Source organism: Stenotrophomonas pictorum JCM 9942, assembly GCF_001310775.1.
Lineage (GTDB): Bacteria > Pseudomonadota > Gammaproteobacteria > Xanthomonadales > Xanthomonadaceae > Stenotrophomonas > Stenotrophomonas pictorum.
Genome location: NZ_BAZI01000354.1, coordinates 1 through 2,693 on the forward strand (window position 1 = coordinate 1; position 2,693 = coordinate 2,693).

3 protein-coding genes are annotated in these 2,693 nt (G+C 66.5%); 2 read left to right on the plus strand and 1 reads right to left on the minus strand.

Translation table 11 applies throughout. From position 1 onward, the window contains the following. Positions 1–292 (minus strand): LysR family transcriptional regulator (locus JCM9942_RS13585; RefSeq protein ID WP_157722930.1); only part of this gene is annotated, 292 nt, incomplete at its 3' end. Between the two features lie 214 nt (positions 293–506). Between JCM9942_RS13585 and trpB the strand changes: the two genes are divergently transcribed. Further along, positions 507–1,724 carry a tryptophan synthase subunit beta gene (gene trpB, locus JCM9942_RS13590; protein WP_054660338.1) on the plus strand — a complete coding sequence of 406 codons (1,218 nt, stop codon included), beginning with the start codon at positions 507–509 and terminating at the stop codon, positions 1,722–1,724. Positions 1,725–1,970: 246 nt separating this feature from the next. Further along, a partial coding sequence (gene trpA / locus JCM9942_RS13595) for a tryptophan synthase subunit alpha (RefSeq protein WP_054660340.1) occupies positions 1,971–2,693 on the plus strand: 723 nt, incomplete at its 3' end.

Genomic DNA, 2,693 nt, shown 5'->3' on the forward strand with positions numbered 1-2,693 from the left:
ACGCCGCGTCGCGTTGTGGCCGGCGCAGCGCCGCCGCGCAGTCACTGATCTGCGCAAAGGCCGCCGAGCTGGCCTCGAGCAGGCGATGACCTGCGGCACTGGGGCGGATGCCACGGCCATCGCGTTCGAACAGGGCCAGCCCCAGCTCCTCTTCCAGTGCCCGCAACTGGCGGCTGACCGCGCCGTGGGTGACGTGCAGTTCCGCTGCGGCCAAGCTGACGCTGCGCAGCCGTGCGGCGGCCTCGAAAGCACGCAAGGCATTGAGTGAGGGCAGGGCGCGATCGTCTTTCATGGCGCACGTCTGACCGCCACGGATGGCGGGAATGCCGGTTTTGCAGGAGCAAAAGCCGGCCCTGCGCCACCCTTCGGGCGTTTTTGTCGTGAGAAACGACTGTCCTGCTGTTTTTTCATGTGAGTTTTTCTAACACATGAATCAGGATTTATCGATATTCATGTCAGCTTGGCTGGGCTAGATTGCAGTCCTGTTCCTTGTTGCCGTGATTGCCATGACCGCCTCGCCGATCGACGATTTCCACGCCTTCCCGGACGCCCGGGGCCACTTCGGCCGCTATGGCGGCAGTTTTGTCGCCGAAACGCTGGTTGGCCCGCTGCAGGAGCTGGCCGCCGCTTACGACCAGGCGCGGGTTGATCCGGCCTTTATCGCCGCCTACGACAAGGATCTGAAACACTACGTTGGCCGGCCGAGTCCGATCTACCATGCCGAGCGTCTGAGTCGCGATGTGGGCGGTGCGCAGATCCTGCTCAAGCGCGAGGACCTCAACCACACCGGCGCGCACAAGATCAACAACACCATCGGCCAGGCGCTGCTGGCCGCGCGCATGGGCAAGACCCGCATCATCGCCGAGACCGGCGCCGGCCAGCACGGTGTGGCCTCGGCGACGGTGGCCGCGCGGCTGGGCATCGAGTGCGTGGTCTACATGGGGGCCACCGATATCGAGCGGCAGAAGATCAACGTCTACCGGATGAAGCTGCTCGGGGCGACGGTGGTGCCGGTGAGCAGCGGTTCGGCCACGCTCAAGGATGCGCTCAACGAGGCGATGCGCGACTGGGTGACCAATGTGCGCGACACCTTCTACATCATCGGCACCGTGGCCGGTCCGGACCCCTATCCGCGCATGGTGCGCGACTTCAATGCGATTGTCGGGCGCGAGGCGCGCGCGCAGATGCTGGAGGATTACGGCCGCCTGCCCGACGCGATCACCGCCTGCGTTGGCGGCGGCTCCAACGCCATCGGCCTGTTCCACGCCTTCCTCAACGATCCTGAAGTGAAGATCTACGGTGCCGAGGCGGGCGGTGATGGCATCGCTACGGGTCGCCACGCCGCGTCGATATCGGCCGGTCGGCCGGGTGTGCTGCACGGCAATCGCACCTATGTGCTGTGCGATGACGATGGCCAGATTACCGAAACCCATTCGATTTCCGCCGGTCTGGATTACCCGGGCGTCGGTCCGGAGCATGCGTTCCTGGCCGACACCGGTCGCGCCCAGTACGTGGGCATCACCGACGAGGAAGCGCTGGCCGCCTTCCATCGCCTGACCCGTACCGAGGGCATCCTGCCGGCGCTGGAATCCAGCCATGCGGTGGCGCAGGCGATCAAACTGGCACGCGAACTGCCCAAGGATGCGCTGGTGCTGTGCAACCTGTCCGGCCGCGGCGACAAGGATGTGCACACTATCGCCGCGCGTGAGGGGCTGGTGCTGTGAGAGCCGCCGCGATGCGAGCTCCGTTGCTGATCGGCCTGGCCGTGGCATTGACGGCGTGCACGCCTTCTGCGACACCGCGGGCGGCGACGGCGTCCGCCGCGTGTGTATCACCGGAAGGGGATTGCGCCACCTGGACCGGCAACGCCGCCCGCGTGGCCCTGCGCCTGGAAACACTCCATGGTCTGCTGACCCCGCTTTACTGGGGCCAGCCGGACGCGGTTGAACTGATTGAAGGATGTGCCTGAGATGTCCGTAACCCGAATTGACGACTGCTTCGCCCGCCTGCGTGCCTCCGGTCGCAAGGCGCTGATTCCTTTCATCACCGCCGGCGATCCTTCGCTGGAGGCGACCGTGCCGGTGATGCATGCGCTGGTCCAGGCCGGCGCCGATGTGATCGAGCTGGGCGTGCCGTTCTCCGATCCGATGGCCGATGGGCCCACGATCCAGCGCAGCTCCGAACAGGCGCTGGCACGCGGGGCTGGGCGGCAATATGTGCTGGATACGGTGGCGCGCTTCCGCCAGACCGATGTGACCACGCCGGTGGTGCTGATGGGCTATCTCAACCCGGTCGAGATCCGTGGCGCTGTCCGTTATGCACAGGAGGCGGTCGCCGCCGGTGTGGATGGCGTGCTGCTGGTGGATCTGCCCCCGGAAGAGGCCGAGGATATCCGGGCAGCCTTCACTTCCGCCGGCTTGGCGCTGATCCTGCTGGCGTCGCCGACCAGCAGCCCGGTCCGTCTCGATGCCTTGTGCGAAGCGGCGCAGGGGTACCTGTACTACGTGAGTTTCGCCGGCGTCACCGGTGCCTCCGAACGACTGGACAGTGCGGCCGCGGGCGAGCGCCTGCGGCTGTTGCGGGCCGGTGCGAAAGTGCCGGTGGTGGCCGGTTTCGGTATCAAGGACGCCGCCAGTGCGGCGGCGATGGCGGTGGATGCCGATGGCGTGGTGGTTGGCAGTGCGCTGGTGGCG

What these genes read in the sequence shown, in the direction of transcription:
- trpB (WP_054660338.1), top strand. Translation starts at nt 507, where the DNA reads ATGACCGCCTCGCCGATCGACGATTTCCACGCCTTCCCGGACGCCCGG.